The organism is Mesorhizobium sp. KACC 23794 (genome assembly GCF_052180275.1).
Lineage (GTDB): Bacteria > Pseudomonadota > Alphaproteobacteria > Rhizobiales > Rhizobiaceae > Kumtagia.
This window is the reverse complement of record NZ_CP197465.1, coordinates 593,117-607,270: the sequence shown is the minus strand read 5'-3', so window position 1 is coordinate 607,270 and position 14,154 is coordinate 593,117. Positions and strand designations below refer to the sequence as shown.

Genomic DNA, 14,154 nt, shown 5'->3' with positions numbered 1-14,154 from the left:
CCTGGCCTCCAGTCGCTTGCGCATCAACCGAAGGGCCACTTGCCTGTCCCGGCAGCTTTGGATCAGGGCATCGATCTTCGCGCAACGGGCTGGCTCATAGGGGAAGGCTGCCGTCGCCGAAGCCGAGTGCGCGTGCCGCCTCGGCAAAAGCCGGATCGCGCGGCGTGGACGGCTTGAGAAAACTCAACATGGCGTCGAGGAAGGCACGGGTCTTGCGCGGCATCAACTGGCGGCTAGGGAAGACCGCCCGCACGGTCGCCGGCCGCATCGTCCAGTCGGGCAGCACGCGCACCAGTTCGCCCGCGGCGGCGTGAGGCGCGGCGAAAAGATCAGGCATCGCGGCAATGCCCGCACCCAGCATGGCCAGCCGGAAAAGCAGTTCGTAGGAATTGGCGGCGACACGGCGCGGTTTAACGTCGGTGGGGATGATCTCGCCGCCCTTTTCCAGTTTCCAGGGGATCGGGGTGCCGCCGCCGAGCAGCACCAATATGTCGTGCTTGGTCAAAGCCCTCGGATCGTCGGGCCTGCCCCGACGCTGGAGATAGGACGGCGCAGCGTAGAGGCCGATCCCGAGATCGATCAGATGCCGCGTAGTCAGACGCTGATCCTGCACCGCGCCGTCGACCCGAATGGCAAGATCGTAGCTCTCGGCGATCACGTCGACATAACGCGGCGACAAGTCGAGCTCGAGCTGGACCTCGGGATAGGCCACGCTGAACGCCGCCAGCATGGGCGCCAGCGAAATCCCGGCAAGATCGGCCGGCACCGAAACCCGCAGTTGGCCGGATGGTATCGCCTGACGGTGCTCGGCAATGGCGACCACGCCGTCGATCTCCTGGGCGATCTGTTCGGCAGGGACGAGAATGCGCTGCCCCATTTCCGTGAGCACCACACGACGGGTGGTGCGCTGCAGCACTTTCTCGCCCAGCAATCCTTCCAGCACAGTGATGCGGCGCGACACCGTGGATCGCGGCAATCCCAGCTGTTCCGCGGCGCCGCCGAAACTGCCCGCATTCACCACGCGGGCGAAGATCACCAGATCGAAAGGGTCGGGGCTCGCCGGCAATACGGTGATCCTATTGTTCCAAATTTGAAACAATCAAACCCAAATCGCCCCGTAGCGCAACCCGGCCTCGTAGGCCTAGGCTTCAAGTCTGTCACGGATTGATGGACCGCAAACCGATGGACGATGCGTCTTGAGCTTTTCCGCCAAAGCCCTTCTGGACAAGTCGCTCGTATGGGAGAGCGCCGTCGGCTGGACGCCGGAATGTCTCGACGAGGGGCCGGGAATGCTGCCGCGCTATGCGGCTGCCGGCTTTTCCTTCCTGTCGCTGACCGTTGGTGCCGATTGGGACAGGCCCGAGCCGACCTTGCGCCATTTCGCGCAACAGCGCCGCTGGTTCGAAGCGCGAGCCAACGACTATATGCTGGTCGAGAGCGTTGCCGACATGCGCGCCGCCAAGCGGTTGGGCAAGCTCGGCATCGGCTTCCATCTGCAGGGCGCCGGGCCTCTCGCCTACGAGCCGGCGCTGATCGACACCTGGTACCGGCTGGGCATCCGCTGGATGATCCTGGCCTACAATACCCGCAACCCGCTGGGCGACGGCTGCCATGAGCCGTCGGATGCAGGCCTGTCGCTGCTCGGGCGCGCCTTTGTCGCCGAGGCGAACCGTGTCGGCATGCTGCTCGACATCAGCCACGCCGGCATCCGTACCTCGCTCGACATCATCGAGCGCTCGGACAAGCCGGTCGTCGCATCGCATTCCAGCGTGCGGGCGCTGAAGAACCACGAACGCAACGTCACTGACGAGCAGATCAAGACATTGGCGGCGCGCGGTGGCGTGGTCGGCATCAATTCGATCGGCGCATTCCTCACCGACGACAACAGCGCCAGCGTCGCGGCGCTCGTGCGCCACATCAACCACATCGCTCAGTTGGTCGGGCCGGAACATGTCGGGCTGGGGCTTGATGTGATCTTCTACCAGCCCTTCATGATCAAGCTCTACGATTCCGGGCCGCTGATGTCGCAGCGCGGTTATCCGCGGCCACCCTGGGCCGACGTCAAGCCCGAAATCCTTCCCGAACTGGTCGAGGCGCTCGACCGTCACGGCTACAGCGAAGCCGCCATACTCGGCGTGCTGGGCGAGAATTTCATTCGGGTCGCCGAACAGAACTGGCGGCCCGTCTCCTCATCTCAAGCATAGGAACATGACATGAACCTCAAATCAGTCCTGCTTGCCGCCGCCTTTTTCGCGGTCAGCCTCGTCGTCGCCCACGCCGAGCCGAAACTCATCTCCATCGCCAGCTTCGGCGAGCATCCCGCCCTCAACCAGGTCGCCGAGGGTTTCAAGACGCGCATGACGGCGCTGGGCTATGTGGAGGGGACCGATGTCACCTATGATTTCCAGCACGCGAATTTCGATCGCTCGCTGATCCCGCAGGTCCTGCAGCAGGTGGAGGCCAAGCACCCGGCGCTGATTCTCGCCATCACCACCGGGCTCAACCAGGCGGCGGTGCGCGGCATCACCGACAAGTCGATCCCGATCGTCTTCGGTGCGGTGGTCGATCCGGTCGTGGCCGGCATCGTCCCGGATTGGCAGCATGGATCCGCCTGGAGCACCGGCGCGTCCATGCTCCCCGACTTCGACGCGACCTTCGTCTATCTCAAGCAGGTGCTGCCGGAAGCGAAGAAGATCGGCACGCTGTTCAATCCCGGCGAAGACAACGACGCCACCAACATGAAGCTGATCCAGGAAGCCGCCGCCAAAGCCGGCATCGAGGTCGTGGGCGTGCCGGTCGACAATGCCAACGACCTGCCGCAGCGCGTCCAGAGCTTTGCCGGACAGGTGGATGGGATCTTCCTGATCCAGTCCAATATCGTGCAGACCGCCGTTCCGGTGGTGGCGCAGGTGGCCCAGCGCATCAAGCTGCCGCTGTTCAACTCCGTGTTCGCGCCGGACCTCGCCGACCAGATGGCCGGCTTCCATGCCATCTCCTACCTCAAGAACGGCGAACACGCCGCCGATATTGCCGACCGCATCCTCAAGGGCGAGAAGCCGGCCGATATCGCGCCCTATGTCCCGCAGCCGGAAGACTTCGATTCCTATGTCAGCCCCAAGGGTCTGGCGGCTGTCGGGCTGACGGTTCCCGACGCACTCAAGGACAGCCCCTGGATCCTGAAGTGACCGGAACGAACCGAAACGGAGAGCGGCCTGTGGCACCGCTCCTCGTCTGCCGCGGCCTGCGCAAGACGTTCAACGCCGGCCTGCCCGGCAGCCGACCGGCGCTCGATCGCGTCGACCTCACCTTGGCGCGCGGCGACTTCGTGGTGATCATCGGCAGCAACGGGGCGGGCAAGTCGACGCTGCTCAACACAATCGCCGGCGCCGTAAGCCCGGATGGCGGCAGCATCGTCCTCGACGGCGCCGACATCACGCGGACGCCGGCTCACCGGCGGGCCGGCGCGATAACGCGGGTCTTCCAGGATCCGATGATTGGCACCGCAGCAGCAATGACCATCGAGGAGAATCTTGCACTGGCGGAACAGCGCGGCAAGGTGCGTGGCCTTGCCTCGCATCTCAACAGCCGCAAGCGGGACGATTATCGGGCCAGGCTTGCCGATCTGAAACTCGGGCTGGAAGGCCGACTGGAGACACCGGTCGCGCAGCTCTCTGGCGGGCAGCGGCAGGCGCTGTCGCTGATCATGGCCGTGCTGTCGAAACCGAAGCTGCTGTTGCTCGACGAGCATACCGCCGCGCTCGACCCCCGCACCGCCGAGATCGTGATGGCCGCGACCCTCATGGTTGTTTCCGCCAACGCCCTGACCGCCCTGATGGTAACCCACAACATGCGCCAGGCGATCGAGACCGGGAATCGTCTGGTCATGATGGATGCAGGCCGCATCCGCGACGATATCGGCGGCGCCGAGAAGACGGCTTTGACCGCCGGCGACCTGGTCGAGAAATTCAAGATCGACAACGACCGTATGCTGCTGGGGAACTGAGCCGTGGAGTTCTTTAGCGCGTTCCTCAACCTTGTGCCCGTTACGCTCGCGCAAAGCCTGATCTATTCCTTCGTGGTGCTGGGCATTATGATCCCGTTCCGGCTGCTCAGCTTTCCCGACCTGACCAGCGAAGGCGCGTTTCCGCTGGGCGGCAGCGTCTGCGCGGCCCTGATCCTCGCCGGCTGCGATCCGTTCCTGGCGACGTTCGTCGCCACGGCCGCCGGCGTGGCGGCGGGCGCGACCACGGCGCTGATTCACCTGCGTTTCCGCATCAACTCGCTGCTCGCCGGCATCCTCGTGTTCACCGCGCTCTACAGCGTCAACATGCGTGTCATGGGCCGCTCCAACGTCGCCATGTTCAGCGCCGACAGCATCTTCCTGCACATCGATCGGGCGATCGTCAGCAATGTATGGCTCCAGATCGCCTGCTTCGGCACGTTCCTGCTCGTAGCGCTGCTGGCGCTGCGCTGGTATCTCGCCACTCAGGCGGGAGCGGCCCTGCGTGTCGTCGGCATCAATCCCGATCTCGCGCCCTCGCTCGGGATCAGCGTCTGCACCTACACCGTCATCGGGCTCGGCATGGCCAGCGGCCTCACCGCATTCGGCGGCGCGCTGGTGGTCCAGCTGCAAGGCTATGCCGATGTCGGCATGGGAATGGGCATCCTGATCAACGGCCTCGCCTCGCTGGTGATCGGCGAGACCGTCACGGGCCGCCATACGGTGACCCGCCAGCTGTTGGCGCCGGTGATCGGAGCTGCGATCTACTATCAGCTCGTGTCGCTGGGCCTGTCGCTGGGCCTGCAGCCGAGCGACCTCAAGCTGGTGACGGCACTGTTCGTGCTGGTCACGCTCGGCCTGCCGAGCCTGCGCGGAAGGGGCGGCGGCCGCGAGACGATGCGGGCCTGAATATGGCTGCCAGGGTTGGACGCTGATTGGCGTGCCTCTAGGGGTGGTCGTGTCTCGCTTTCAATCTTAGTCTGCGCGACCCGGAAGAGATGATGACGGAGCGTGGCATTCGGGCTGGCCATTCCACGCTCCACCGCTGGTCGTCCATTTCACGCCGATGCTGCTAGTGCGGTCGCTGCCTGAGCAATTCGCTGTCCGGCCAATCATTTTCTCACGCTGAGTTTGCGACAGAACCGCTGCGCAGCCCCATCTCGGTTGCCGAGACCAAGCGCGCGTTGTACCGCTGCCAGATGACGACGCCCGAGGAAACCGACCGAATCGTGGTCGACGCCGTTGTCGCGGCGGCCGCCGGCCCCGAATGGTGGGAAGGCGTGGCCGCCTTCGCGGAACGGTGATGGGCCAGCTTTCGCGTGGAGGACTTATGAAGAACAGTACAGCGCGCCGGCAGGTCTTCAGGCTCTCGCGCGAGCGGCGCGTGGCCGACATCATGGCGGCCGCCCGGGCAGTCTTCCGGGAGAAGGGTTACGAGGACGCGCCGATGTCCGACATCGCCGAGCGCGCCAATGTCGTGGAAGGCAGCATCTACCGCTACTTCGAGAACAAGCGCGACCTGCTCGTGAAGGTGATCGAGGACTGGTACAAGTCGATGCTGGCCGACTACGACCTGCACCTGTCCGGCATCCGCGGCACGCGCAACCGGCTGCGGTTCATGGTCTGGCGGCACCTCAAGACCATCCATGAGGAACCGGCGCTGTGCGACCTCATGTTCCAGTTCCTGCGGACCGGACGGGACTACAGTCACACGACAGTGTTCGAGCTCAACCGCCAGTACACGCGCCGCACGCTCGACATCATCAAGGAGGGCATAGCGGCAGGCGAGTTGCGCGACGACGTGGCGCTGCGGCTGGTCCGCGACATGATCTACGGCTGCATCGAGCATCATACCTGGGCCTACCTGCGCGGCGAGGGCCAGTTCGACCCCGACGTCACCGCCGATTCGATCGTCGACCTCGTGCTGAGCGGACTGAAGATACGCGACAAGGAACAGGGACCCGACCTGGCCGGCCGGCTGGAGCAGGCAATCGACAGGCTCGAAAGGATGGCCGGGGCCACAGGCTGACAGCGGCGGGGAGCTGTGCACTTTACCCCGTTCGAGATTTTCCGCGCTCGACAACCGGCAATATCTTGCGCCAGGAGATGGAAGCGGCCGAACGTGGATGCGGCGGGTTACAACGGGTAGCCGACGTAGTCCCCGTCCTCGATGCGCTCGATGTACTCGGTCATGCCGTAACCGACCTGGTCGCCCCAAGTGAAGCGCGTGAAGCCCTCGGCGATGCGCGAGACGAGCACGCCCTCCTCGGTCTTGCGGCGATTGCGAAGCGGCGCCATCCTGACGATCTCGCCGTCGATGCGAACCTTGCGCTTCGCCGTCATCACGCCGAGGCGCACGAAGGCAGGGTCCCTGGCGGCGGTCCAGTCGGTCTGCATCTCGAGATCGAGGACCTCCTCATACTGGCCGTCGACGAGCAGAACGCCTTGCCGGCGCACATTGCCCTTCTGGTCGGTGATCTTGAGCAGCATGAAGCCGTCGCCATTGCGAAAGTTGGCGAGGAACAACCGGTAGAAGTAGATGACCTGCCAGTAGCGCGGGCCCCAGGAATGGTCGCGCCAGCCGCGGCCATCGATCTCCCAGCTCTCGTCGCCGACCCGGATGACGCCCGTGGCGCGGCTGTGCTGGTTGAAATGGCCGAGGGAGAAGTCGCGTCCATACATGCTCTGGATCGTGTCATCGACCGGTTCGCCGCCATGGACGGGCGATTCCGCGATGTGGGTCCAGGATGCATGGCCCGGCAGACGCGGCCCCTTGGCGAAGAGTTCCTGCGGATTGCGCAGGTCCTCCGGATTGTCGACGATGATGAGTTCGCCGTCATAGCTCATGGTCACGCTCTTCAGCGGCTCGTTGACCGTGTAGCGAATGCCGCCGGCCTCGAAGCGGTCGTTGGCGGAGATGGGCGGACGCCGGAACTGGCAGGCGATGCGCCCGTCTGGCAAATAGAGGCATACGGACAGTTCGGCATAGCCCTCGTTGACGCGGTTGCCGAGGCGCATCCATCCGCCGAAGGCCGAGTGGCTGTCGAAGGCGTTGGAATAGACACTCTCATTGAAATTGGGCGACGCATCGGGGGCGTGATTAAACTCGTGCTCCGGCCGCATGATGTACTTGTCGCTCACTGACCTGCCTCCGCCGCATCGTCGCTGCGCACCACGACCTTCATGCGTCCGCTCTGAATGCGTTCGCCGCGCTGGTTGAGAACCTCGAGGCCGTAGGTCGCGAGGGACCGGCCGGGCTTCGAGGTCGGACGAAGTTCCTCCACCGTGACGCGCGAGCGCACCGTGTCGCCGGCCTTGACCGCGCCGGCGAAATCCCAGTTCGGATTGACCATGGCGATAACCCGCTCGCCGAGCAGGCTGGTGAGGGTCGCCATGCCGATGGCCGTCGCCATCGTGTGCGGGCCGTGGGCGATGCGCGTGCCGTGCGGGGAGTTGCGCGCGAAGGTCTCGTCGACGTGGATCGGCGTGAAGTCGCCGACAAGGCCGGCGAAGAGATTGATGTCGCCCTCGCCGATCGTGCGGCCGGAGGTGACGACGGACTGACCTATCCGAAGCGGCGTCATGCTTCCCTCAATGCCGGCGGGCGAGTTCGACGCGCGCGAGCGCCTCGCGATGGACTTCGTCGGGACCGTCGCCGATACGCAGGAACCGAGTCTCCGCGAATGCCTCCGCCAGGAAGAAATCCTGCGACAGGCCGGCTCCCCCATGCACCTGGATGGCGCGGTCGATGACTTTTCCGGCCGTTTCGGGAACGACGGTCTTGGCGATGGCAATCTCGTTGCGGGCCGCCTTGTTGCCGACCGTGTCCATCATCCAGGCAGCTTTCAGCGTGACGAGGCGCGCCTGCTCGATGTCGCAGCGGGACTGGCCGATGGCCTGGCGCACGCCGCCCATCTCGGCCAGCGACGAGCCGAAGGCAACGCGCGTCCTGGCGCGCTCGCACATGATTTCCAATGCCCGCTCCGCCAGGCCGATGAAGCGCATGCAGTGGTGGATGCGGCCAGGCCCGAGCCGACCCTGTGCGATCTCGAACCCCCTGCCCTCGCCCAGCAGCATGTTCTCCGCCGGCACGCGGACGTTCTCGAACAGCACCTCCGCGTGGCCGAGCGGGGCGTGCTCGTAGCCGTAAACGCTGAGCGGGCGAACGACGGTGATGCCGGCTGCGTCCATCGGCACGAGGATCATCGACTGTTGCTGGTGTTTCGGCGCGGAGGGGTCGCTCTTGCCCATGACGATGGCGATCTTGCAGCGTTCGGAGGGCGCGCCGGTCGTCCACCACTTGCGGCCGTTGACGACGTAATCGTCGCCATCGCGAAGGATGGACGTCTCGATGTTGGTCGCATCCGAGGAGGCAACCTGCGGCTCGGTCATGGCAAAGCAGGAGCGTATCTCTCCCGTGAGGAGCCGCTTCAGCCAGCGCTGCTTCTGCGCCTCCGTGCCATAGGTCGCGAGGATCTCCATGTTGCCGACGTCGGGGGCGTTGCAGTTGAAGAGCTCCGGGGCGGCGAGCGAGCGACCGAGGATCTCGCACAACTGCGAATATTCCCAGTTGGACAGGCCCTGCCCTTCCGGGCCGTGGTTGTAGAACAGGTTCCACAACCCGACCGCCCTGGCCTTCTCCATCAGCGCCATGGCGAGGGGACGCGACGCCCATTTCTCCGCCTCGCGCGGCGGCGCCAGAAGCTCCCGCTCGTTCGGATAGACGTGTTCGGCCATGAACGCGACAAGCCTGTCGCGCAGATCCAGCGCCCCGGGTGACAATTCAGCGAACATACCCTTCCTCCGCCGGGCTATTTCTGCCCGACCTTCTCCCGTTTGATCTTGATGCCGGCGGCCTCGCGGTCCCAGGTATCGTCGGTGATGCCGACTTCGCGCAGCTTCACCTTCTCGATCTTGGCCGTGGGGGTGCGCGGCAGGCCCTCGACCACGCGCACGTAGCGCGGGATCATGAAATGGGCGACACGCGGGCGCAGGAACTCGATCAGGTCGACGGGATCGAACGCTACCCCCTCCTTCAAGGCGACGACCGCCATGACCTCGTCCTCGGCGACATCGCTCTTGACCGCGACCGCGGCAGCCTCACGCACCGCGGGATGCTCCAGGACCTCGGATTCGACCTCGAAGGAGGAGATGTTCTCGCCGCGCCTGCGGATCGCGTCCTTCAGCCGGTCGACGAAGTAGAAGTTGCCGGCCTCGTCCTTGCGGAAACCGTCGCCGGTATGGAACCAGCCATTGCGCCACGCCGCGGCGGTCGCCTCGGGATCGCCGGCATAGCCGTGGTTCATCGCCCATGGGCAATCCGTGCGCACCGCCATTTCGCCGACCGTGCCGACCGGCACCTCGCAATCGTTCTCGTCGATCAGGCGTACCTCCACGCCGGGGCGCGGCTTGCCGGCGCTGCCGAGCGCCGTGGGGTTCGGCTCCGACACGACCGGCATCGATATCTCCGTCATGTTGAAATGGGTGTGGATGTCGGTGCCAAAGCGCGCGTGGAACTGCGGGGCGGTGTCGTTGAGCGGAACGTAGGTGCAGGTCCTGAGCGGATGGTCCCTGTCATCCGGCCTCGGCGGTTGCTTGAGTAGGAAACCACCCATGACGCCCAGCAAGATCGATGTGGTGACGCCTCTTTCGCGGACGGTGGACCAGAAGGTGTTGGTGTCGAATGCGTCGACCATCACGATCGAGCCACCATGGATGAGCATGGCGGTGACAGGCATGACGCCGCCGGAGTGGAACATCGGCAGGTTGACCATGTAGCGGTCGTCGCGACCGAGGAAGGGCGCTCCCTTCGCCATGCTGTAGAGATGCATGTAGGAAGACATCACGCCCTTGGACGGACCGGTCGTGCCCGAGGTGAAAACGACGGACTGCATGTCCCACGGCGCCAGTTCGTGGTCGAGCGCGGGCGCCCGAAGGTCGGACGAGCTGAATCGGTCGGCCTGGTGGACCGTCATCCCCGCGACCGGCAACCCCTCGCCACCAAGAACGACGATCTCGTTCAGCGCGCCGCGCTCGATCTCGCCGAGCCGCTGGTGCAGGTCTGCGTGGACGATGCCGAGCCTGGCGCCGGACAGCGACAAGGCGTGCCGGAGAAGGTTACCGCGATAGGCGATGTTGACTGGCACGAAGACCGCGCCGAGATAGTTGAGGCCGAACCAGGCGCGCAGGCAGTCGGCGCCGTTGGGCAGCCAGCACAGCACGCAGTCGCCCTGCCTGACCCCGAGCGCCTTCAGGGCGTTGGCGGTGACGATCGCCTCGCGCAACGCCTCAGCATAGGTCCAGGTCTCCCCGTCCGCGAAGATCGCGAACACCTTGCCGGGCTGTTGGGCGGCCCAACACTCCAGCATGTAGCGCTGCACGCACTGTTCGGCCGGCGGCATCCGCGGATCAAGACGATAGCTCATGGCCTCCTCCCGTCGCCCACGTCGTCATCATGTCTTCGCACCGCCCGCAATCTCGGCGAACAAGGGCTTGCGCGTAATCCTCATCTCGGCCGCCATCTCGTCGTGCAGATGACCGGCCAGGATGGCGGCCGCGCGCGCGAAATCAGCCTCGCCACGGCGAGGCCAGACGATCGCGACGGCGTCGCCGATGGCGGCATCGAGCCGCGCCTTGACGGCAAGCAGGTCCTCGGCGGTCGCCGGCTCGGTGTCCATCGCCGGGATGTCGACGCCCAGGACGAGCGGTGCGATCTCGGCCAGCACGGCGCGTTTTGCTGCCACAAGTCTCGTCAGCGGCGCCTGCGCCCATTCCACCCTGGGCGCTATGTTGTTGAGCAGGTCGATGACACCGACCGCCTGTCCGCGGGCGTAGGAGTCGGTGACATGCGGGATGACGTCGCTGCGCATGGTGGCTATGATGCCGTCGATCAGGCGCTGCAGCGGGATGTTCACGACGCGCGCTCCATGGCCGATTCCACCTGCAGGAGCATGCGGGGGATCTGCGCGCCCATGCCAGCCATCCGCAGATCGTTGAAGCCACGGCGAGCGAAGCAGTCCGTCGCGCCGTAGTGCATGATCGCCAGCTTGAAGGTGCCGAACGCCTCCCAGTAGGCCATATCCGACAGCGAGACCTCATGGCCTGTCAGCGTCGCGTAACGGTCGCGCAACTCTTCCCGTTCGAAGAAGTGGCACATATATGGCGAGCGGCCGCGCCAGGCCTGGAGGCAGATCCAGCCCAGGTCCTCGACGGGGTCGCCCAGGTGGACCAGTTCCCAGTCGAGGATGGCTGTGATCCGGCCATCGACCTCAAGAAAATTGCCGATCCGGTAGTCGCCATGCGTGACCGCGATGCACGAGGCGACCGGAGCACGCTCGCGCAGCCAGGCGGCCGCCAGCTCGAGCATCGGAATCCGGTGGGTGGACCAGCGGGCGAGGTTCGCCATCCAGTTGTCGACCTGCTCCGCCGCCGTGCGGCCGACATCCTTCGTTCCATCGATCGCCGCGACCGGCGTGCCCTCCCAGGGCAATCGATGCAGGGCGGCAAGCGCCTCGACGAATTGCGTTCCCAACAGGACGCGACGCTCGTCGTCGAAGGCGGGGCCGCCGTCATGCGTCCACGGTATGGGCGCCTCGCCGCTGAGAAGATCGCAGACGAAGAAGGGCGCGCCCAGGATCGACGTGTCGTCGCTGTACCAGTAGACGCGGGGCACGGGGACGGCGCTCGCCTCCAGGGCCTGCAGGGTGACGCATTCGGGAGAGGCGCGATAGGGGCCGAAGATGCCCGTCGGAGGCCCCGCACGGAGGATCAGCTCGCGCTCGACGCGCACACCGCCTTCCTGCCAGGCGCCACGGAAGCCGTAGGTGACCCAAGAGAAGCCCACGGTGAACCGACGCAGCGGACCGATCTCGACCGGGCCTCCGACCCGGGTAGCCGCGAAAGCGGAGAGCGCGCCACGGATTGCCTCAACCGCCGTCGGATCGAAGACAGCAGGCCGGTTGATCGAGGCTTCGGCGTTCATGCGTCGGAATGTCCGTTGTGCAACGCTCGTCCCTGTCCGTTCAGACCTTGAAATAGTCGGGCTTGCCGATGGTCCAGGTCTCGCCCCACAACTGCGCGCCGCCAGCGACATTGAGCACCTCGCCGGTGACATATTCGGCTCCTGGGCCGGCCAGGTAGCCGCAGGCCTCGGCGACATCCCAGACGGTGCCGTTGCGCATCATTGGATTGGACTTCGGGTAGGCCTCGAGCGCCCTGGGATCATAGACACGCCAGCCCGGCGTCTCGATGACGCCCGGCGCGATGCAGTTGAGCCTGATGTTGAGCGGCGCCCACTCGACGGCCAGCGCCTGGGTCAGGCCGACGACGCCGGAGCGCGCCGCGATGGTGTGCGCCACGCCATGCAGCCCCTGGCGGGTGACGACGACGATGGTGATGACGCTGCCCGGCCGGCCGGCATCGCGCCAGGCGCGGGCGGCGCCCTGGATCATGTACCAGGTGCCGTTGAGGTTGGTGTTGACGACCGTGTTCCAGCCTTTGACCGAAAAATCGATAGCCGCCTGCGGGAACTGGCCGCCGGCGCTGTTGATGAGGATGTCGAATCCGCCCTCTTCCCCGATCCGGCGATAGAGTTCGGTCACGCTGTCCGGCTCGCGGATGTCGACGACATGCGATGTCACCGACAGCCCTCGTGCGCGCATCGCCTCGACGGCACCGCCGAGTTTGGCCTCGCTGCGCCCGGTCAGGATCAGCTTCGCGCCACATCGGCCGAGCAGCCAGCCGGTCGCCCGGCCGATGCCGCCGGCGCCGCCGGAGATGAGCACCGTCTTGCCGGCAAACGCGGTCGGGCCGTAGACCGTCGAATGGGCCCACAGGGCCTCGTCGTCCAGCCCGAACTCGGGCACTTCGGCAGGTTCAGCCATTGCGGTCCATGCCCTTCAACAGTTCGCCCGCGATGATCATCTTGCGGACCTCCGTGGTTCCGGCGCCGATCTCCATCAGCTTCGTCGACCGGAAGAGGCGGTTGATCTCCGACTCCCAGATGTAGCCCGCACCACCATGCACCTGAACGGCGAGGTCGAGAACCTTGTGGGTCGCCTCGGCGGCGTACATGACGGACGCCGCGGTCAGCTTGTGAATGTCGCCGCGCCCGCCTTCGCCGATATCGAGCGGGGCCGCGGCGGCCAGGACCCGGTAGGTGAAGGAGCGGATCGTCTCGACCTGCACATACATCTCCGCCAGCATGGACTGCACCATCTGGAACGAGCCGATCGGCTGTCCGAACTGCCTGCGTGTCCTGGCGAAGTCGACGGACAGCTCCAGCGCACGCTCGGCGATGCCAAGGCACAATGGCGAAATCATCGCCCGCTCCAGGTCGAGCCCGCTCATCACCACAGCGACGCCACGGTTCTCGCCGCCGACGAGATTCTCGACGGGGACGCGACAGTCCTCGAAGAGGAGTTCGCCTGTCTGGCTGCCGCGATAGCCCATCTTCCGGAGCTTCTGGGCAACCTTGAAGCCCTTCATTTCCTTCTCGATGATGAAGGCGGAGATGCCGTGCGCGCCCTTGTCCCGGTCCGTCTTGGCATAGACCAGCAGGACGTCGGCGACCGGTCCGTTGGTGATGTAGATCTTCGAACCGTTGAGGACGTAGTGGTCGCCGTCGCGACGCGCAGTGGTGCGCATCGAGCCAAGCGCATCGGAGCCGGCACCGGGCTCGGTGAGGCCGAGCGCGCCGATCTTCCTGCCGGCGCACAGGTCCGGAAGATACTTGCGGCGCTGCTCGTCATTGCCGTTGCGATAGATGTTGTTCACGCAGAGATTGTCATGCGCGACCCAGGCGAGCGCGATCGCATGGTTCCAGCGGGCGAGCCCCTGAAGCACGAGGCCGGCCGCCAGCAGGTCAAGCCCCGCGCCGCCATACGCCTCGGGCACTGTAATGCCGAAAAGACCGTTCTCGCCGATCTTCGGGAAAACGTCGTCGGGCCACCATTCCTCGTCGTCCATCCGCGCGGACAGCGCATGGAGTTCATTGCGGGCGAACCGGTCGGCGTTGTCGAGGATCATCTGCTGCTCGGAACCGAGACCGAAGAGCGATGCGTGCCCATTCCGGCTTGTGAATTCCTGCATCTCCAACTCCTCCAGCTGGCACCGGGCCAGGCCACGGTTCCACCGTTAATGAAATCATTTCATCA

The 14,154-nt window shown here is 65.5% G+C and carries 14 protein-coding genes and 1 pseudogene; 6 read left to right on the top strand and 9 right to left on the bottom strand.

Going from position 1 to position 14,154, the window contains the following annotated elements; all coding sequences use genetic code 11:
• Positions 1-94: 94 nt before the first annotated feature.
• Positions 95-1,066 (bottom strand): LysR family transcriptional regulator, encoded by a 972-nt coding sequence (locus ACSBOB_RS03155; protein WP_442581017.1) that lies wholly within the window; start codon positions 1,064-1,066, stop codon positions 95-97.
• Positions 1,067-1,196: 130 nt separating this feature from the next.
• Between ACSBOB_RS03155 and ACSBOB_RS03150 the strand changes: the two genes are divergently transcribed.
• The 6 genes and pseudogenes from ACSBOB_RS03150 (at position 1,197) to ACSBOB_RS03125 (ending at position 6,029) form a co-directional block, all read left to right on the top strand.
• Positions 1,197-2,204: a dipeptidase gene (locus ACSBOB_RS03150; protein WP_442581016.1), complete on the top strand. Its 1,008-nt coding sequence runs from the start codon at positions 1,197-1,199 to the stop codon at positions 2,202-2,204.
• Positions 2,205-2,213: 9 nt separating this feature from the next.
• Positions 2,214-3,185 carry an ABC transporter substrate-binding protein gene (locus ACSBOB_RS03145; protein WP_442581015.1) on the top strand — a complete coding sequence of 324 codons (972 nt, stop codon included), beginning with the start codon at positions 2,214-2,216 and terminating at the stop codon, positions 3,183-3,185.
• Between the two features lie 29 nt (positions 3,186-3,214).
• Complete coding sequence (locus ACSBOB_RS03140) at positions 3,215-4,003, top strand: ABC transporter ATP-binding protein (RefSeq protein ID WP_442581014.1); 789 nt, start codon at positions 3,215-3,217, stop codon at positions 4,001-4,003.
• A gap of 3 nt (positions 4,004-4,006) precedes the next feature.
• A complete protein-coding gene (locus tag ACSBOB_RS03135) occupies positions 4,007-4,909 on the top strand; it encodes an ABC transporter permease (protein WP_442581013.1) in 903 nt (300 codons plus the stop codon).
• A 53-nt stretch (positions 4,910-4,962) separates the two neighbouring features.
• Positions 4,963-5,049: pseudogene (locus tag ACSBOB_RS03130) on the top strand (IS6 family transposase); the annotation flags it as partial.
• Between the two features lie 281 nt (positions 5,050-5,330).
• Positions 5,331-6,029, top strand: coding sequence for a TetR/AcrR family transcriptional regulator (locus ACSBOB_RS03125; protein WP_442581012.1), 699 nt, complete (start codon positions 5,331-5,333; stop codon positions 6,027-6,029).
• A gap of 107 nt (positions 6,030-6,136) precedes the next feature.
• Here ACSBOB_RS03125 and ACSBOB_RS03120 read toward each other — a convergent pair whose 3' ends face one another.
• Genes ACSBOB_RS03120 through ACSBOB_RS03085 form a run of 8 tightly spaced genes read right to left on the bottom strand, consistent with a single transcriptional unit; the run spans position 6,137 to position 14,089 of the window.
• Entirely contained in the window at positions 6,137-7,141 is a 1,005-nt protein-coding gene (locus ACSBOB_RS03120) for a DUF7064 domain-containing protein (RefSeq protein WP_442581011.1), read from the bottom strand.
• A complete protein-coding gene (locus tag ACSBOB_RS03115; RefSeq protein WP_442581010.1) occupies positions 7,138-7,584 on the bottom strand; it encodes a MaoC family dehydratase in 447 nt (148 codons plus the stop codon). Before ACSBOB_RS03115 ends, ACSBOB_RS03120 begins: the two co-directional genes overlap by 4 nt.
• 7 nt (positions 7,585-7,591) lie before the next feature.
• The gene (locus tag ACSBOB_RS03110; RefSeq protein ID WP_442581009.1) at positions 7,592-8,794 is read right to left on the bottom strand and encodes an acyl-CoA dehydrogenase family protein; all 1,203 of its coding nucleotides are present in this window, start codon (positions 8,792-8,794) and stop codon (positions 7,592-7,594) included.
• Between the two features lie 17 nt (positions 8,795-8,811).
• The gene (locus ACSBOB_RS03105) at positions 8,812-10,425 is read right to left on the bottom strand and encodes an AMP-binding protein (protein WP_442581008.1); all 1,614 of its coding nucleotides are present in this window, start codon (positions 10,423-10,425) and stop codon (positions 8,812-8,814) included.
• Positions 10,426-10,452: 27 nt separating this feature from the next.
• A complete protein-coding gene (locus ACSBOB_RS03100; protein WP_442581007.1) occupies positions 10,453-10,914 on the bottom strand; it encodes a hypothetical protein in 462 nt (153 codons plus the stop codon).
• On the bottom strand, positions 10,911-11,981 hold the full coding sequence (locus ACSBOB_RS03095) for a phosphotransferase family protein (RefSeq protein WP_442581006.1): 1,071 nt from the start codon (positions 11,979-11,981) through the stop codon (positions 10,911-10,913). The genes ACSBOB_RS03100 and ACSBOB_RS03095 overlap by 4 nt, the downstream gene beginning before the upstream one ends.
• 40 nt (positions 11,982-12,021) lie before the next feature.
• Positions 12,022-12,882: an SDR family NAD(P)-dependent oxidoreductase gene (locus ACSBOB_RS03090; protein ID WP_442581005.1), complete on the bottom strand. Its 861-nt coding sequence runs from the start codon at positions 12,880-12,882 to the stop codon at positions 12,022-12,024.
• Complete coding sequence (locus tag ACSBOB_RS03085) at positions 12,875-14,089, bottom strand: acyl-CoA dehydrogenase family protein (RefSeq protein WP_442581004.1); 1,215 nt, start codon at positions 14,087-14,089, stop codon at positions 12,875-12,877. The genes ACSBOB_RS03090 and ACSBOB_RS03085 overlap by 8 nt, the downstream gene beginning before the upstream one ends.
• Positions 14,090-14,154 lie beyond the last annotated feature (65 nt).

Bases quoted from the DNA above. Each gene is read 5' to 3' on its own strand.
- ACSBOB_RS03145 (WP_442581015.1), top strand. From the start codon at position 2,214: ATGAACCTCAAATCAGTCCTGCTTGCCGCCGCCTTTTTCGCGGTCAGC.
- ACSBOB_RS03125 (WP_442581012.1), top strand. From the start codon at position 5,331: ATGAAGAACAGTACAGCGCGCCGGCAGGTCTTCAGGCTCTCGCGCGAG.
- ACSBOB_RS03115 (WP_442581010.1), bottom strand. From the start codon at position 7,584: ATGACGCCGCTTCGGATAGGTCAGTCCGTCGTCACCTCCGGCCGCACG.
- ACSBOB_RS03110 (WP_442581009.1), bottom strand. From the start codon at position 8,794: ATGTTCGCTGAATTGTCACCCGGGGCGCTGGATCTGCGCGACAGGCTT.
- ACSBOB_RS03105 (WP_442581008.1), bottom strand. From the start codon at position 10,425: ATGAGCTATCGTCTTGATCCGCGGATGCCGCCGGCCGAACAGTGCGTG.
- ACSBOB_RS03095 (WP_442581006.1), bottom strand. From the start codon at position 11,981: ATGAACGCCGAAGCCTCGATCAACCGGCCTGCTGTCTTCGATCCGACG.
- ACSBOB_RS03090 (WP_442581005.1), bottom strand. From the start codon at position 12,882: ATGGCTGAACCTGCCGAAGTGCCCGAGTTCGGGCTGGACGACGAGGCC.
- ACSBOB_RS03085 (WP_442581004.1), bottom strand. From the start codon at position 14,089: ATGCAGGAATTCACAAGCCGGAATGGGCACGCATCGCTCTTCGGTCTC.